Annotated in this window: 13 protein-coding genes; 11 read left to right on the forward strand and 2 right to left on the reverse strand. The window is 60.3% G+C overall.

Translation table 11 applies throughout. The features are described 5' to 3' along the window. The 9 genes from mrdA to ACC569_RS11865 all read left to right on the forward strand — a co-directional run. Window positions 1-1,310, forward strand: a 1,310-nt coding sequence (mrdA, locus tag ACC569_RS11825) for a penicillin-binding protein 2 (RefSeq protein ID WP_372523735.1), incomplete at its 5' end; no start/stop codon positions are given. A gap of 42 nt (window positions 1,311-1,352) precedes the next feature. Continuing rightward, window positions 1,353-2,429: a rod shape-determining protein RodA gene (gene rodA / locus ACC569_RS11830; RefSeq protein ID WP_372523736.1), complete on the forward strand. Its 1,077-nt coding sequence runs from the start codon at window positions 1,353-1,355 to the stop codon at window positions 2,427-2,429. 153 nt (window positions 2,430-2,582) lie between these two features. After that, window positions 2,583-3,581 carry a lytic murein transglycosylase B gene (mltB, locus tag ACC569_RS11835; RefSeq protein ID WP_372523737.1) on the forward strand — a complete coding sequence of 333 codons (999 nt, stop codon included), beginning with the start codon at window positions 2,583-2,585 and terminating at the stop codon, window positions 3,579-3,581. Beyond that, window positions 3,578-4,456 (forward strand): septal ring lytic transglycosylase RlpA family protein, encoded by an 879-nt coding sequence (locus ACC569_RS11840; protein WP_372523738.1) that lies wholly within the window; start codon window positions 3,578-3,580, stop codon window positions 4,454-4,456. Before mltB ends, ACC569_RS11840 begins: the two co-directional genes overlap by 4 nt. Window positions 4,457-4,590: 134 nt before the next feature. Next, the gene (locus ACC569_RS11845; RefSeq protein ID WP_372523739.1) at window positions 4,591-5,736 is read left to right on the forward strand and encodes a D-alanyl-D-alanine carboxypeptidase family protein; all 1,146 of its coding nucleotides are present in this window, start codon (window positions 4,591-4,593) and stop codon (window positions 5,734-5,736) included. Between the two features lie 64 nt (window positions 5,737-5,800). Beyond that, window positions 5,801-6,673 carry a D-amino acid aminotransferase gene (locus ACC569_RS11850; RefSeq protein WP_372523740.1) on the forward strand — a complete coding sequence of 291 codons (873 nt, stop codon included), beginning with the start codon at window positions 5,801-5,803 and terminating at the stop codon, window positions 6,671-6,673. Further along, window positions 6,673-7,362: a lipoyl(octanoyl) transferase LipB gene (gene lipB / locus ACC569_RS11855; protein ID WP_372523741.1), complete on the forward strand. Its 690-nt coding sequence runs from the start codon at window positions 6,673-6,675 to the stop codon at window positions 7,360-7,362. The genes ACC569_RS11850 and lipB overlap by 1 nt, the downstream gene beginning before the upstream one ends. A 77-nt stretch (window positions 7,363-7,439) precedes the next feature. Then, window positions 7,440-8,396, forward strand: a complete 957-nt coding sequence (gene lipA / locus ACC569_RS11860) for a lipoyl synthase (RefSeq protein ID WP_372523747.1) — start codon at window positions 7,440-7,442, stop codon at window positions 8,394-8,396. A 119-nt stretch (window positions 8,397-8,515) separates the two neighbouring features. Continuing rightward, window positions 8,516-9,334, forward strand: a complete 819-nt coding sequence (locus ACC569_RS11865) for a YdcF family protein (protein WP_372523742.1) — start codon at window positions 8,516-8,518, stop codon at window positions 9,332-9,334. 18 nt (window positions 9,335-9,352) lie between these two features. Here the strand turns inward: ACC569_RS11865 and ACC569_RS11870 are convergent, their stop codons facing one another. Further along, a complete protein-coding gene (locus tag ACC569_RS11870; RefSeq protein ID WP_372523743.1) occupies window positions 9,353-9,697 on the reverse strand; it encodes an HD-GYP domain-containing protein in 345 nt (114 codons plus the stop codon). 264 nt (window positions 9,698-9,961) lie between these two features. On the opposite strand from ACC569_RS11870, the gene ACC569_RS11875 reads away from it, so the two are divergent. Together ACC569_RS11875 and ACC569_RS11880 are read left to right on the forward strand one after the other, a co-directional pair. Then, window positions 9,962-10,459 carry a sulfurtransferase TusA family protein gene (locus ACC569_RS11875; protein WP_372523744.1) on the forward strand — a complete coding sequence of 166 codons (498 nt, stop codon included), beginning with the start codon at window positions 9,962-9,964 and terminating at the stop codon, window positions 10,457-10,459. Between the two features lie 321 nt (window positions 10,460-10,780). After that, complete coding sequence (locus tag ACC569_RS11880; protein ID WP_372523745.1) at window positions 10,781-11,410, forward strand: GNAT family N-acetyltransferase; 630 nt, start codon at window positions 10,781-10,783, stop codon at window positions 11,408-11,410. A gap of 95 nt (window positions 11,411-11,505) precedes the next feature. On the opposite strand, the gene ACC569_RS11885 is transcribed toward ACC569_RS11880, so the two are convergent. Then, window positions 11,506-12,489: DNA polymerase IV (locus ACC569_RS11885; protein ID WP_372523746.1), on the reverse strand; the 984-nt coding region annotated here is incomplete at its 5' end.

The raw sequence follows: 12,489 nt of genomic DNA on the forward strand, positions 1-12,489 counted from the left end.
CCTATCGCGGCATGGAGTACATCGGCAAACTGGGCCTCGAAGCGAGCTACGAAAAAACCTTGCTCGGCCAGGTCGGGTTCGAAAAGGTCGAGACCAACGCGCACGGACGCTCGCTGCGCATCCTCGAACGCATCGCGCCGGTAGCGGGCAAGAACCTATACCTGAGCATCGATGCCAAGCTCCAGGCCCTGGCCGAGCAGACACTGGGCAAGCGGCGCGGCGCCATCATCGCCATGGAACCCGCGACCGGCGCCATCCTCGCTTTCGTCAGCACGCCGACCTACGATCCCAATCCCTTCGTACAGGGCATCGACCCGGATTCCTATCAGGCCCTGCTCGATGACCCCGACAAGCCGCTGATCAACCGCGCGCTCAACGGCCAATATTCTCCGGGCTCGACCATCAAGGCCTTCCTCGGACTAGCGGCGCTGGAGCAGGACGGATTCGACCCCGACAGGCCGGTGGTCTGTCCCGGATGGTTCACACTGCCGGGAAGCTCGCACCAGTTCCGCGACTGGAAAAAGGGCGGCCACGGCGCGGTGAACCTGCACGACGCCGTGGTGCAGTCCTGCGACGTCTACTTCTACAAGCTGGCGGTGGCCATGAACATCGACGGCATAAAAAGGTTCCTGGCGCCGTTTGGCTTTGGCAAGAAAACCGGCGTGGATCTGTTCAACGAATCTGAGGGCATCCTGCCCTCGCCGGAATGGAAAGCGGCGCGTAAACAGACATGGTATCCGGGCGAGACCGTGATCACCGGTATCGGCCAGGGTTCGATCCTGTTGACGCCGCTGCAGCTCGCCGACGCCATGTCGGCCCTCGCTAACCAGGGCGTCCGCATGAAGCCGCAACTGGTGCACGCCATCGTGGACGCCAAGACCCAGGCCCGGCGCGAAATCGCGCCAGAGATCAATACACAGATCCCGCTCAAGGACAAACATAACCTCGAGATCCAGATCCAGAATCTGACCGACGTGGTGCACACCAACCGGGGAACCGCCTACGGCATCGGCCATAATTCGCCCTACAAAATTGCCGGCAAAACCGGCACCGCGCAGGTGAAAAGCGTCGCTCAGGGCCAATCCTACAGCGAAAAAGGCACGCCCGAGCGTTACCGTGACCATGCACTGTTTGTTTCCTTTGCGCCGGTCGGCGATCCGAAAGTGGCTGTGTCGGTCATCGTGGAAAATGGCGGCCACGGCAGTTCCGTAGCCGCGCCCATCGCGCGCAAAATCATGGATTACCTGATGCTGGGCAAAACCGCCGCACCGCCGAGTGAGGCGAAACCAGAAACGGAGAACGATGAATAACCCGGGACGTCTAATCTCATCTGCGGTTAAATAGTCACTGATATGGACCTGCAACGACTGCATCTCGACAAGACCCTGTTCTATGCGCTGCTCAGCCTGGCCGCGATCAGCCTGTTCGTGGTGTACAGCGCGAGTGCCCGGGACATGGATGCCACCCTAGGGCATCTCCTGCGGCTGTTGCTGGGATTTACCGTGCTGCTGGCGGTAGCGCAGATACGCCCGGAGTTTCTCGAACGCTGGTCTCCGTACATCTTCATCGCCGGCATGCTGCTGCTCATCGCCGTGCTTGCGCTGGGCGTGATCGGCAAGGGCGCGCAGCGTTGGCTGAATCTCGGATTTCTCAAGTTCCAGCCGGCCGAGGTCATGAAACTCGCGGTACCGATGATGCTTGCCTGGTATCTGGCCCGGAAAAATCTTCCGCCCAGCCTGCTGCGGCTCGCGGTCGCGTTTCTCATGATGGCGGTCCCGGCGGTAATGATTATCAAGCAACCGGATCTCGGCACCGCACTGCTCGTGTTCGGCGCTGGCACCTTCGTGCTGTTTCTCGGAGGAATGCGCTGGCGGGTGATCCTGACCCTGCTCGCCATCGTCGCCATCGCCGCGCCGTTCGCCTGGAATCATATGCACGACTACCAGCGGCAACGCATTTTTACCCTGTTCGATCCGGAGGCCGACCCGCTCGGTACCGGCTATCACACCATCCAGTCCATGATCGCCGTGGGCTCGGGGGGCATATATGGGAAGGGCTGGCTCAACTCCAGCCAGGCGCATCTGGATTACCTGCCGGAGTCCTCCACCGACTTCATCTTCGCCGTGTTTGCCGAGGAATTCGGCCTGATCGGCAGCCTGCTGCTGGTCCTGATTTACACCCTCATCGTCGCGCGCGGCATGCTGATCGCGTATCTCGCAAAGGACAGTTACACGCGCCTGCTCGCGGGCAGCCTGAGCCTTACCTTCTTCCTCTATTTCTTCGTGAACATGGGCATGGTCACCGGCATCCTGCCGATCGTAGGCATCCCGCTGCCGATGATGAGTTACGGCGGTAGTTCCATCGTCACGGTCATGGCCGCGTTCGGTATCCTCATGAGCATCCAGACCCACCGCAAGATCGCGGAATAACATTTACGAATAGTAAGACGAGCGAAGCAGGGCGTCATCTTATGACAAGACGAATGGAGCGGAGTAGGGCTTCCCATCTTATGACAGGACGAACGAAGTAGGGCGTCATCTTATGACAAGACGAACGGAGCGAAGCAGAGTAGGGCTTCATTAATGCGTTTTCCCACCCTGGGAGCGTTAGCGCTCACCTTTCTGACCCTCGTGGCCGCGCCCGCGCATGCCCTCAATGTCAACAAGTACCCCGCGCTGCGAAGCTTCATCGCCGATATGGCCGAGCAGCACGGTTACTCCGATCCGCAGCTGCGACGGGTGTTCCGCTGCGCCAGGATACGCCCCGAAATCATCGAAGCGATGGAGCGGCCCAAGGAATTGCTGCCGTGGTACGAATACAGCAATATCTTTCTGACCGAAGAAAATGTGCAACGCGGTGTCCGGTTCTGGAAAAAGCATGCCGCGACGCTGACCCGGGCGCGTGAACAATACGGCGTGGCCCCGGAGATCGTCGTCGCCATCATCGGTGTGGAAACCCAGTTCGGGCGCAACCAGGGCGGCTACCTCATCCTGGATTCGCTCACCACGCTGATGCTGGACTATCCGCCACGGTCGGCGTTCTTTCGCCAGGAGCTGACGGAATTTCTGCTGCTGGCGCGCGAACTCGACGTCGATCCCTGCCGCTTCAAGGGCTCCTACGCCGGGGCCATGGGCCTGCCGCAGTTCATGCCCAGCAATTACCGCCGGTATGCCGTGGATTTCGACAGTGACGGCAAGCGCGACATTCTGGCCAGCCCCGAGGATGCGATCGGAAGCGTCGCCCATTACCTCAAGGAGCACGGGTGGGAGACCGGCGCTCCGGTGGCCGATGATGCGCACCTCGAAGGCACCTTGTATTTCTGGATCGAGAAACTCGGACTGAAACCGGCATTGCCTGTGCGCCAACTCACACGTTACGGCATTTTCCCGCGCCGTCCGGACAACGCGGAGAGGCGCGCCGCGCTGATCTCGCTCGAAGGCGAATACGGTCCCTTCTTCCGGCTGGGTTACAATAATTTCTACGTCATCACGCGCTATAATCACAACAAGCGTTACGCCATGGCCGTGTACGATCTGGGAGAAAGGATACGCCAACGCATGGAGGAAAAACCGCCGTCATGATGCCGCGCTGGATTCTGCTGGCGGTACTGCTCGGCGCGCTTTCCGCGTGCGGCACGCTTCCGTCCGGCGGCTATTACGAGGACGACGGCCCCGAGGCGCGCCCACCGGCCGATGTCGCCAACGTCCCCGACGCCGTGCCAAAAGTCGAGCCCCGTTCCGCCACGGGCAACAACCCCTATACGGTTTACGGCACGACCTACTCTCCCCTGGCGGATACCAGCGGCTACCGCGAACGCGGCATCGCCTCGTGGTACGGAAAGAAATTCCACAACAAGCGCACCTCGAGCGGCGAGCCCTACGACATGTACACCATGACGGCGGCACACAAGACTCTGCCTCTGCCCTCGTACGCGCGAGTGCGCAATCTGCAGAACGGCCGGTCCGTCGTCGTGCGCATCAACGATCGCGGGCCGTTCCTGCACAACCGCTTGATCGACCTGTCCTATGCCGCGGCCGCCCGGCTCGGCATCCTCGGCACCGGCACCGGTACGGTGGAAGTCGAGGCCGTCAGCCCCGAAGAGCCGGAGACACAGGTGGCCCAGGTCAAAACCTATCCGCTTCAGGTCATCGCGCCGGCCGAGGCCGCCGAGGAGTTGCCTGCGTCGCCGGCGACCGCGGCGAACCCGAAGCTGTATCTCCAAGTCGGCGCCTTCACCCAGTGGGACAACGCCGTGGCCCTGCGCGATCGCCTCGAACGCGAGGCACTGCGCCCGATATCCATCCTGCCGTCACAGGCGGCCAAGGGAAACGGACCGGATGACACGCGCGTCTACCGCGTGCGTGTCGGACCGCTGATCAACGTGGAGGAAGGCGACCGGCTGACGCAGCGCGCGGCGCAGCTCGGGATCCCCGACGCCCGGATCGTGGTCGAGTGAGCGTGCTGGAAAGTAAAAACCAATGGACAGGATTTACAGGGCGAAGCAGGGATGTCGCCGATGCACATTAAGTGTCTTCGTCCGTTTCCGGCTCGCCCTGTTAATCCTGTGAATTCTTTGCGGTGAAATCATATTTGTTAAAGGCTGCTAAAAAATTCTCCAGTCCGCTGCTCGCGTACCTGCTATGCGGCCATGCGGTCGCGGCGACACCACCCGAGGTTCCTCCGCCGGATATCGATGCTCCCGCCTGGGTGCTCATGGATCACGACAGCGGACAGGTGCTGGCGGAACGCAACGCCGACAAACTGCTCCCGCCCGCGAGTCTCACCAAGCTGATGACTGCCTATGTGCTATTCGGCAAACTGAAAGCTGGAAACCTGAAACTCGACGACCGGATCGACATCAGCCAGCAGGCCTGGAACGCGAAGGGCGCACGCCTGTTTCTGCGGCCGGGATCCAGTGTCCGCGCCGAGGACCTGCTCAAGGGGCTCATCGTGCTTTCCGCCAACGACGCGGCCATCGCCTTGGCGGAACGGGTGGCGGGCAGCGAAAAAAATTTCGTCGCCGAGATGAATACCGTCGCGCGCGGGCTCGGCCTCAGCCATACCGTTTTCATGAATGCCACGGGCCATGATGAAAAAGCTCACAGCGCCACGGCGCTCGATCTCGCGCGGCTCGCCGCGGCACTGATCCGGGAATTTCCGGAATATTACCACTGGTTTTCCCTGAAGGAATTCAGTGACGGCAGGATTACCCAGTATAATCACAACGCGCTGCTGTGGCGGGACCTGACCGTCGATGGTGTGAAAACCGGACAGTCGCGTTCCGCGGGTTTCTGTCTCATTGCTTCGGCGCGCCGTGACGGCATGCGTCTCATCGCCGTGGTGCTCGGCGCCAGGGATGAAAATGCGCGCGTGGAAGCCGGGCAACGCCTGCTTGACCACGGATTCCGTCATTTCGAGACGCGCTTGCTTTATGCGGCGGATATTCCCGCCGTCCGTACGCGGGTATGGATGGGTAATCAGTCCACAATCCCGCTCGGTGCGGGCCGGAATCTGTACCTGACGCTTCCTCGCGGCTGGCATGAAAAACTGCACGCACGGGTGACGGTCAGGGAATCGCTGAACGCGCCCGTCCAGCAGGGTCAGGCCGTGGGCACGATTGCGCTCGATCTCGACCGGCAGCCGCTCGCGGAATATCCCCTGGTGGCGCTCAAGCAGGTCGGGGAAGGCAACCTCTTTCAGCGCACTATCGACAAGATTCAACTCTGGTTACAGTAACGGTTTGAATACAACACGAGAATAGTCGCGGGGATCCCGCCGGTTTTCCGCCGCTTATTTTTTTATGATGCCGACCATGTCACAGGTGTATCTCGACGGGAAATTTCTCCCGCCCGAACAGGCTAGGGTGTCCGTTTTCGATCGCGGTTTTATTTTCGGCGATGGCGTCTACGAGGTCATCCCGGTCTTCGGCGGGCGGCTGTTCCGCCTGCCACATCATCTCGCGCGCCTCGAGGCGAGTCTCGCGGCCATCCGTCTGCGCAATCCGCACACGGTCCAGGAATGGAAAACCATTTTCACGCGCCTGATGGCGGAGCATGGAACCAGCGATCAATCGATCTATCTGCAGATCACCCGCGGGGTGGCGCCGCGCGATCATGCATTCCCGCCGAACGCCATCCCCACGGTTTTCGCCTACGCCCTGCCGCTCAAATATCCGCCGGCGGAACAGCTGATGCAGGGCGTGACGGCGGTCACGAGCGCGGACATCCGCTGGCAGCGCTGCGACATCAAGGCCATCGCGCTGCTGGCCAACGCGCTGCTGCGCCAGCAGGCCATCGAGCAGGGCGCGGTCGAGGCCATCCTGGTACGCGACGGCGTGATCACGGAAGGCGCGGCCAGCAACATATTCATTGTCAGCGGCGACCGTCTGGTCACGCCGCCCAAGGGGCCTTATATCCTGCCGGGCATCACGCGCGATCTGGTCGTCGAAATTGCGCGCGCGAACAAAATTGCCTGCGAGGAAAAACCGGTCGGGATTGAAGCGCTGCGAACTGCCGACGAAGTATGGCTGACGAGCTCGACCAAGGAGATCCTGCCGATCACGCGTATCGACGGTCGTCCGGTGGGCGCGGGCAAACCGGGGCCGATGCACGCGCGGATGTTCGCGCTGTACAAGGAATACAAGCAGGCCTTCATCCAGGGCAAGGTGGAGTGATGCATCCGGCGCTCGATGCCACGCCGGGCGATGCGGTGGTGCTGCGCCAGCCCGGGCGCGTGGATTATTCCGTGGCGTTTCGCGGCATGCAGGATTTCACCGATGCGCGCACGCCGGAAACGCCGGATGAAATCTGGCTGCTCGAACACCCGCCGGTCTTCACCATGGGGCTCAAGGGACGCGGCGGCGCGCGCACGCACATACACGGCATACCCGTGGTTTACAGCGATCGCGGGGGCGATATGACTTATCACGGGCCGGGTCAGCTCGTGGCCTACATCCTCATGGATATGCGCCGCCGCGGTTGGGGCGCGAAACGTCTCGTCAACGCCATGGAACAGTCCGTCATCAATCTGCTGGCGGCCCGGCAGATCCGGGCCGAGCGGCGCGCGGGGGCGCCCGGAGTGTACGTCGCCGGAGCCAAAATCGCCGCGCTGGGCTTGCGCGTGCGCCGGGGGGCGAGCTATCACGGTATCGCGCTCAACCTGGACATGGACCTGACGCCTTTCTCCTATATCGACCCCTGCGGCTACCCGGCGCAGCCGGTCACACGACTGATCGACCTTGGCATCCACCGGGACATGTTCCTGGCCGGGCAGGACTGGCTTGAGCAACTGCTCAGCGAGCTGGGTTATACTGGCTTCGTTACCCCATCAGAGAGCCGACTTCCTGGCCTATTAGTAGAATGACAAGACGAACGGAGCGAAGCGGAGTAGGGCAACATTTCTGACCAGACGAGCGAAGCAGGACTACATTTTTGAACAGCATGAATGACGACAAACCCCGCGTGACCGCCGCCATCGACCAGAAGGGCGCGGCCAAGGTGGCGCGCATCCCCATCAAGATCGCCCCGCAGACGGAACTGCTGCGCAAACCGTCATGGATTCGCGCGAAAAGCCCGACGCACCCGGAGGTCGGGCGGCTGAAAAATCTGCTGCGCGCGCATGCGCTGCACACGGTGTGCGAAGAAGCCTCGTGCCCGAATCTCGGCGAGTGCTTCAGCCACGGCACGGCCACGTTCATGATCATGGGCCGGCTGTGCACCCGCCGCTGCCCGTTCTGCGACGTGGCGCATGGCCGGCCGTTGCCGCTCGACGCCGACGAGCCGGAAAATCTCGCGCGCGCCATCGCCGCGATGAAGCTGAAATTCGTGGTGATCACCTCGGTGGACCGCGACGACCTGCGCGACGGCGGCGCGGCGCATTTCGCGGACTGCATCCGCGCGGTGCGTCGGCACACGCCCGCCACCTCGGTGGAGATCCTGGTGCCGGATTTTCGCGGACGCCTGGACGTGGCGCTTGAAATACTGGGCGAGGCCCTGCCCGACGTTTTCAATCACAATCTCGAAACCGTGCCGCGTCTGTACCAGGCCGCGCGTCCGGGCGCCGATTACCGACATTCACTGGAACTGCTGCGGCGCTTCAAGGAACGTCATCCCGGCGTCCCGACCAAGTCCGGTCTGATGGTCGGGCTCGGGGAAACAAACGAAGAAATTCTGAAAGTCATGCGCGACCTGCGCGCGCACGGCTGCGAACTGCTCACCGTCGGCCAGTACCTGCAACCGAGCCGGCACCACCTGCCGGTGCTGCGCTTCGTGACGCCGGAGGAATTCGAACAGTTCGCGCGCGCCGCCCGGGAAATGGGTTTCCGTAATGCCGCGAGCGGTCCCATGGTGCGGTCCTCTTATCACGCCGAACAGCAGGCCGCCGGTCTTTCCCCCTGACGGACGTAAATGAAGCCCTACTTCGCTTCGCTTCGTTCGTCTTGTCATAAGAAGAAGACGCCCTGCTGCGCTCGTCCCGTCAGATATAACGTAGCCCTGCTGCGCTCGTCCCGTCATTCATGGTAGACATCGCCCCCAAGATCCAGGCGCTGTTGCTGCTGCCTCCGGGAGCGATTATCGTCCTGGCGCTGCTGGGATTTCTCATCCAGATCCGCTGGCTGCTCGTGGGGAGCCTCATTGTGGCGCTAAGCCTGACGGCACTGCTGATCCTGAGCCTGCCGCTTACCGGCCATCAGTTAATGCAGGGAATCGAAACGCGTTTCCCGCCGTTGCGGCTCACCACCGCGGCCGACGCCGGACCGCCGCCGGGGGCCATCGTCATTCTGGGGGGCGGCCGTTACACCGATGCGGCGGAATATGGCGAAGGTGACAGCGTGAACCGGTGGACGCTCGAACGGCTTCGCTATGGCGCGTACCTGCACCGCCTTACGGGACTGCCGATTCTGGTGAGCGGCGGCGCGCCCTACGGCGAACAGGTCGCGGAAGCGGCGCTGATGCAGACAGCGCTGACACGCGATTTCCAGATGGAAGCCAGATGGGTGGAAGACAAATCGGCCAATACCTATGAAAATGCCAAATATTCCAAGGCGCTCCTGGCGGAGGCCGGAATACGCCGCGTCTACCTCGTCACCCATGCCGCACACATGCCGCGCGCGGTATGGATATTCGAGAACCTTGGCGTCGACACCATTCCCGCGCCCATGGGATTCACCACCCTCAACAAGGAAGACCGCGAAACACTGGGATATTTCCCTTCCGCCTACGGTCTGCAGCTGAGCAGCAGCGCGCTGCGCGAACGCCTGGGACTCCTGTGGTACAAACACAAATACGGAAAAGTGGAACCGGCGGCAGAGACATTGCCTGCGCCGGCACGTTAGGCCCTTCTGAAGAAACGTCTAGGCAACCCCGCGGCGAAGCGGGTGAACGTCGAAAACAGGCGCGGCGGGCTCGTCGGCGAATTTCTTCTGAATGTCCAGAATGGTGTCGATGTGCCACAGCAAAACGTCGATGCAACCGGGATCGAAATGCCGGCCGCGCTCTTGCTGCAGATGTTCGAGGGCACCCTTGAAATTCCACGCCTGCTTGTACGGACGCACGGATAGCAACGAATACAGTTCGTCCGCCACGGCGACGATCCGCCCCGCCATTGGAATTTTCTCGCCCATCAGTCCCAGAGGGTAACCCTGACCGTTGTGAGGTTCTCCTGGTTGTCGTCCAATTAGGAGAATGGTTGGATTCATGAGGACATCCCGTTTGCTTATTATATGCAAGATGCTTCAAGTTCCATGCCAGTACCGCCGCTTGGTCGCGGCAAGAACCTGTTTCCACGGCGATTTTCGTCAGCTCCCCCGTTCCGAATGCGTCGCAATCCCTGTTAGCCGTCGTCCCGGTTCTGACAGAACCCTGGAAATACCTGAGAAAACCGCTCCCATGGGCCCTGGCATGCACCTTGCACATCAGAGCAATCAGGGAAAGTTCCCAAGGACATTACTGAGGTACATGCCATGACCGCGAACACCAAAACCCAAGCCATGCCCGACATCAAGCCGCAGACCACGCTCGATCTGAATGGGCTGGCCTCCCCCGGTCCCTTGCCTTCCCTGCGCCGGACCCTGCGCACCGTGGAAGAAGGGCAGGTTCTGCTGCTTATCAGCGACTTTCCGGGCATTGAAAACGATCTCCATGTCTGGGCAAAACAAACGAACAACCAGGTTCTGTTCATCGACCGGACACGACCCAGGGGCTTCGGATTCTTTATTCTGAAAGGCGACCTCTGGCCGGTAGAAAAGTCGGTGGACGTTACTGGATGTCATTGCCCCACGCCGGTAGTGGAGGCGAGCAAGACCATGGTTCAAATCCGTGCCGGCCAAAACATCAAGCTCATCAGCGACTGCCAGGCATCGCCGCTCGAGGTCAATACCTGGATCAAGACCACGGGTCACAAGCTGCTCGCCATGACCGAAGATTCACGCGGCGTGTACCGTTTCTACATCAAAAAGTAACGCGGCTCCGTAGCTTTTTAATCATACGCGGCGGACGGTCTGGCCAGCGTCGCGCTAGGGATCAAACTCGGTCCTGTCCAAGGCTATGCATCAGAGCGTCCATCCGGTGCAATCGGATAGAAATAGACGTTTCAGAGAATCCGGAACGTCGCCTCCACAGCTTTCCCCCCCCTCACACACCCGACTATAAGTCAGTCACCTTCTTCACGAAGTCGGGTATGATATAAAAGTGCTCGCCTGTCGATATTTCTCATTCCCACGAAGATGCAAAGACGGAATTTATTGCATCGCGTTACCTGAATTGCGCTATGGCTTTCCAGAATGATTCGCAAATTAAGAAACCTGATCGGGAGATGGCGCCACGGAACCTTGTTTGAGGCGCTCCAATACCGCTTGGCATCGGTGGGAATTATAATTGCCCCTTATTACTGGATTCAGGAAGGGCTGAACGATATTGCTCCGCCGCCGATACAAACCGACTTTGAAGATTATACATTCGACTTTTTCGGACCGGATGAAATCAAGCTGATCGTGGCAAGTAAAACATGGAATTATTCTGAGGATAAATTGCTTGCAAGGCTGAAGACTGGATGGAAATGCTTCGGCGCTAAATATCGTGGGGAGATCGTCGCATTTATGTGGATAGCTTTTGACGAGTGGTCCATTAAAAAACACAGAGTCAAATTGAGCAATAACGAGGCTTATTTGCGCGATATGTATACCATGAAGCCGTTCCGCGGAAGGGGCATTGCTCCGTACGTGCGATACCAGAGCTATCGATTTCTTAAAGAAACAGGCAGGGACAGGTTTTTCAGCTACAGTGACTTTTTCAACCATCCTTCGATAAGATTCAAAAAAAAATTAAACGCCCGGTTCTTAAAAATCGGATTATATGTTGAATTATTTAATAAGTATCATTGGAATTGGATTATCAAAGATATCCATCAATAATTGACTTCGCCGGATTCATGCAAAAGGGTTAGTGGAAACGTGGATCCTTTTTCATCCCGACGGTTCCATGTGCAATGATGGCTTTCGTTTGCCGTCTATTCTGGAATGTGCTGCCGGTGCCCGTCCGGCCGCCACGCGGGCGCGATGACATTGGGCATGGTCGAGCGTTCCAACAGCGTCGCCGGGGCGACGGTGAACTCGCCATAACGCGCATTGATGCGGTCGATGGTGCTGAAACGGTTGAACGCGCGCGCGTCGACGGCGGGAAAAAGATCGAGCTGGCCGGAGGTGGAACGCAGATGCAAGGCCGTGACCTGCACGTGGGTCACGGCCGCGCCGTGCCATCGGTGCCTGAGAAATTTCTGCGCCAGTTCAAACAGGCGCCGGCCGTCGGGAGCCCCATACGGCAGGATGAACAACTGCCCGATATCCTCATTAGGGCAGGACGAACGAGCGCAGCGAGTAGGGCTACCTTTATGCGGCGTCTCGAGCCGCAGGCCGATGTACAGCCGGCCGGCCTGCATGTCGTAACGGCGCAGACGCGCGGCCACTTTCTCGCACATGTGCCGCAGGTAAATTTCGATGACGCGCGCCGAGGCCGTGTGCGGCGGCAATACCTTGCCATGGCCGATGGACTGAGGTGGCGCGATGTCGGGCGCCACCGGCTCCGTATCCTTCCCCTGACACGCCAGCCACAGATATTTTCCGGTTACGCCATAACGACGCGCGAGCACGGTCATGGGCAGGCGCGCGACATCGCCGCAGGTGCGCGCGCCGTACAACGATAGAAACTCGGCAATGTTCGGGCCCAGGCCGCATACTTTTCTCATCGGTACATCGGCCAGACGCTCACGCGCCTCCCACGGCGGAATCACGGTCAGGCCGTTGGGCTTCTTCATGTCCGAAGCGATCTTGGCGGTGGATTTGGTCCCGGCGACGCCGATGGAACAGGGCAGTCCGCCGCTGATCTCGTGGATGCGTTGTCGCGCCAGATGCGCGATATGCTCGGGGCTGCCGTGCAGACGCTGGCAATGCGTGACGTCGATGAACGCCTCGTCCACGCTGAACACCTCCACGTC

It is taken from the genome of Sulfuricaulis sp. (assembly GCF_041499725.1).
Lineage (GTDB): Bacteria > Pseudomonadota > Gammaproteobacteria > Acidiferrobacterales > Sulfurifustaceae > Sulfuricaulis.

What these genes read in the sequence shown, in the direction of transcription:
- lipB (WP_372523741.1), top strand. Translation starts at nt 6,673, where the DNA reads ATGCATCCGGCGCTCGATGCCACGCCGGGCGATGCGGTGGTGCTGCGC.
- ACC569_RS11840 (WP_372523738.1), top strand. Translation starts at nt 3,578, where the DNA reads ATGATGCCGCGCTGGATTCTGCTGGCGGTACTGCTCGGCGCGCTTTCC.
- ACC569_RS11850 (WP_372523740.1), top strand. Translation starts at nt 5,801, where the DNA reads ATGATGCCGACCATGTCACAGGTGTATCTCGACGGGAAATTTCTCCCG.
- ACC569_RS11870 (WP_372523743.1), bottom strand. Translation starts at nt 9,697, where the DNA reads ATGAATCCAACCATTCTCCTAATTGGACGACAACCAGGAGAACCTCAC.
- lipA (WP_372523747.1), top strand. Translation starts at nt 7,440, where the DNA reads ATGAATGACGACAAACCCCGCGTGACCGCCGCCATCGACCAGAAGGGC.
- ACC569_RS11875 (WP_372523744.1), top strand. Translation starts at nt 9,962, where the DNA reads ATGACCGCGAACACCAAAACCCAAGCCATGCCCGACATCAAGCCGCAG.
- ACC569_RS11880 (WP_372523745.1), top strand. Translation starts at nt 10,781, where the DNA reads ATGATTCGCAAATTAAGAAACCTGATCGGGAGATGGCGCCACGGAACC.
- ACC569_RS11865 (WP_372523742.1), top strand. Translation starts at nt 8,516, where the DNA reads ATGGTAGACATCGCCCCCAAGATCCAGGCGCTGTTGCTGCTGCCTCCG.
- mltB (WP_372523737.1), top strand. Translation starts at nt 2,583, where the DNA reads ATGCGTTTTCCCACCCTGGGAGCGTTAGCGCTCACCTTTCTGACCCTC.
- rodA (WP_372523736.1), top strand. Translation starts at nt 1,353, where the DNA reads ATGGACCTGCAACGACTGCATCTCGACAAGACCCTGTTCTATGCGCTG.